Here is a 3,766-nt window from a genome sequence, read left to right on the forward strand (position 1 = left end):
AACGGCGAGCATCTCCTGATGCCTTGGCTGCAGCAGCAGGGCGGCCAGGTGAATGCCACCACGCAGTTGAGCCGCAGCGCCTATTTCTTTCAGCTCCCAGCTTCAGCATTGTCTGCAGGCGTGCAGCGGCTGTGCGATATGTTGGCGTCCCCATTGCTGACGACACAGGCGATTCAGCAGGAAGCGGCAGTGATTGAGGCAGAGTACCAACTGCTGCAAAACCATGCCGACACGCTGAGCGAAGCCGCTATCGTAGATAAGCTAACGGGACGCTTTCAGCGCTTCCGTGTCGGCAGTCGGCTTGCGTTTAGTGACAATGTCACGGAGTTACAATCCGCATTACGCGATTTTCATCGCCGCTACTATCGCGCTGAAAATATGGAGCTTTGGCTGCAAGGGCCGCAATCGCTTGATGAACTAGCACAGCTGGCGATCCGCTTTGGTGGCAGTTTGCTGGCGGGTGGAGAACGCGCTGCGGCGGTTAGACCTACGCTGCTGCCCGGCGATCGTTTGCTGCAATTAGGCGGTGAAGAAAATTTCTGGCTGACACTGATGATCGCCGGTGATGAGCAGACAGTTCGTGACAATGTCACCTTGCTTAAGATGTTCTGGCAAGACGAAGCGTCGGGCAGTTTGCTGGCGCAGTTGCGGGCTGAGGCGCTATGCGAAGCCTTTGATGTGCAATGGTTATGGCAAGATGAGCAGCAAGCGTTATTGGCGCTGCGCTTCAGCGCCAGGCATATTTCTTCGGCGCAGGCGCAACAGATTGAGCAACGCGTTTGGCAGCATCTGGCTGCGTTAATCGAGTGTAATGCGATTCAGCTGCAGCATTACGCGCAACTCGCGCAGCAGGATTTCGCGGCCTTTTCGCCGCTGGAACAGTTGCGCGGCCACGCGTTGGGCTTCGCGCCTGGTTTAGCGGTTTCAGATAACTTCACGGATTTTGCCGCCGCGTTGCCGCATTGTCCTCGCACGCGTCTGCTCACGCAGCAACACGTCGACGGCGCACCGCATCAGACACAAGGCTTTACTTTGCAACTGGCTGAGTGGCTACAGCCGTCACTAAATGCGGCAGAATCCGCAGCGTTTCACTTTTATCCCGCCTCTGACGACTTTAAGCTCACTCGTCTTCCGCCGGTGGCGCAGCAACTGCCGCTGATTGCACCGGTAAAACAGGTTGAGACGTTGCTGCTGCGTCCGGCGTTTTATCAAACCTTGAGCGATGAAGAAGCGCAGGCGCGGCAACGCCAGTTGCGCCCGCTGCTGGCGGAACTGCGCCACGCGGGCGGCAACGGCACCTGGCAACAAATGCAGGGAAGCTGGCAGCTGTTGCTCAATCTGCCCGCATCCGAAGATCGCGCGTTGTTAAGCGTGCATCAGGCATTACGGGCGCTGAACAAGCCGGTGCTGGCACAATCCGCAGCGACAACACACTCCATCGTCATTCGTCAGCTGCTCGCCGCTTTGCCAACTCGCTTGATTAAGCCATCGCCATTGCCGCACTGGCTGGCGGCATGGTGCGGCACCAATAGCGCACTAAGCCAGCGCGTGGCGCATCTGCTCAGCGATTTTGCGCCGGATCTGGCGCGCTACACGCCGCCCGCACAACTGCAACGCGGCATTGTGCCCATCGACTGCGACGGACGCGATCAGGCGCTGTTGCTGTTTATGCCGTTATCGCACGCCGACGATGCCGCCCTGGCTGCTTTACGCGTGATGGCGCTGATGCTGGAAACGCGCTTCTTCCAGCGGCTGCGCGTAGATCAGCAAATTGGTTATGTGGTGTCGGCGCGTTATCAGCGGGTGGCAGATGTGGATGGCTTAATGCTGGCACTGCAATCGCCGGATATCACCTGGCGCGCGTTGCTGGGTCACTGTAAACGCTTTATGCGTGAGATGGTTGCCGAGATCGCGGCAATTTCCCCTGAAAAGCTGGCGGCATGGCAGGCAAGCTTAGTGACGCAATGCGCAAGCAAAGACAATGGCGATGCCGCACTCGAAACCCTGCGCCAGCAGCACGGCCTGGCGACGCTCAATCGCGCTGCCATTCAGGCTCTGACGCTGCCGCAGCTTCAGCAACTGCACCAGCGTCTGCTGCGCGAACGGCATCGTTGGTTGATTTTGGCGACCAGGTGCGCATAAATGCGCACCCTACAAAACCCGCACCGTTATCGTAGGGTCGCCATTTATGGTGACCAGGTGCGCATGAATGCGCACCCTACAAAACCCGCACCGTTATCGTAGGGGCGCCATTTATGGCGACCAGGTGCGCATTCATACGCACCTTACGTGCGATGCTACGTGTCCCGCCAAAACTTCTTCTTACTGGTTTTGCCAATCCCCGGATTACAGCTGTTGGTTGGATCGAGCTGTTTCCAATGCTCGACATGTTCACACGATGCCTGATAAAGATGTCCGACATTGTGCTCGGCGGGATACTTCGCGCCGCGCTGCTCAAGATAGCGCTTCACCTCTTCCTTAAACACTTTCGCGTCGTAGCCCGCTTTCAGCACGTAATCCTGATGATTGACGTAGCAGAAGAAGTGCCCGCAGCACGAATCAACCTGCACCTGCGCTGCCAGATGATCCGGCAGCGTCAAACGCCACGCGTCATCATTGCGGCGTAGTGCAACGTCAAATGCCACCAGCCGTTCGTTGGGGTTGTAGCCCAGCGCATCGCAGTAGGAAATGGTGCAGCCGCCGACGCCGAAACGCACTAAAAATGCATCCGCCGCTTCGCGTGCATTGCAGAGGAAAAAGCCGCCTGGCTGCTCAGCAAAGAACTGCTGTAACAAGCTTTGTAATTCAGCGGTTTGCTGCGACTCCACTTTGATCATCAAATGATGTTGATACTCGCTGCGGTAATCCATGATGCGCGGCGCGATAAAGCTCGGCGTTAGCTGGTTGAAAAATTGCAGCACCCGATCAACAAAATTGCGCGGCAGGAATTTCAGGTGGCTGACGCGCACATCCCATTTGGCTTTGTTAGCCATCATCTGTGGAATGGCCTGCGGGCCCAGTTTACGGATCGCCAGATACATATGTTTGGCGTAGCGCACGGTTAAATCGAAGGCGTTGCGATGGATGTATTCCGCCTGCAGCGGCAGCTCGCTCATCTTGGTAAGCAGGAAACGGCGCAGTGCCACCAGCACGCTCTCATCGTTAGTGCCGATATAGAAGGTATCGCTTCCGGCGCTGGCTTCAAAGGTCGGCAAGCGCACAGCGAACACCACCACTTTTCCGGCGCTGCCTGAGCTGTCGTGCAGGTAACGCAGATCGCCATTGAAGCGCGCCGGGGAATCTGCAGCCACATCTCGCAGGCGGTCGGCATAATCATCCGCCCAGATTTTTCCCTGCCAGTCGGATTGTTCGCCGGTTTGATATCGCTGCTGCGTCAGGTTTTCCAGCATCACTTCTGGCGTGTCGCCTAACTCGATGCCGAGATGGTTGACCATCTCTAACCGGCCATCGTCATGAATGCGGGCGAACAAGGATTTTTCGGTGAAAGCGGGGCCGCGCCGAATCAGCGAGCCACCGGAATTATTACAAATCCCGCCGACCACCGAAGCGCCGATGCAGGACGATCCAATCACCGAGTGCGGCTCACGACCCAGCGGCTGCAAAGTATGCTCCAGTTCCGTCAAGGTGGTGCCAGGGAAGGCGATCACCTGACACGCCTGATCGATCACCTGCACGCCTTTGAGCTGGCGAGTGCTGATGATCACGATATCGCGGTCGTAATCATTGCCGTCGGGCGTTGAGCCGC

General features: G+C 57.4%; 2 protein-coding genes. One reads left to right on the forward strand and one right to left on the reverse strand.

What is annotated here, in order from left to right; translation table 11 throughout:
* On the forward strand, nt 1-2,142 hold a 2,142-nt coding region (gene pqqF / locus RTY00_RS21620), incomplete at its 5' end, for a pyrroloquinoline quinone biosynthesis protein PqqF (protein WP_312666141.1).
* A 155-nt stretch (nt 2,143-2,297) separates the two neighbouring features.
* Here the strand turns inward: pqqF and dld are convergent.
* Nucleotides 2,298-3,766 (reverse strand): D-lactate dehydrogenase (gene dld / locus RTY00_RS21625; protein ID WP_312666143.1); only part of this gene is annotated, 1,469 nt, incomplete at its 5' end.

Source organism: Pantoea sp. CTOTU49201 (assembly GCF_032054795.1).
In the GTDB taxonomy this organism is placed as follows: domain Bacteria; phylum Pseudomonadota; class Gammaproteobacteria; order Enterobacterales; family Enterobacteriaceae; genus Pantoea; species Pantoea symbiotica.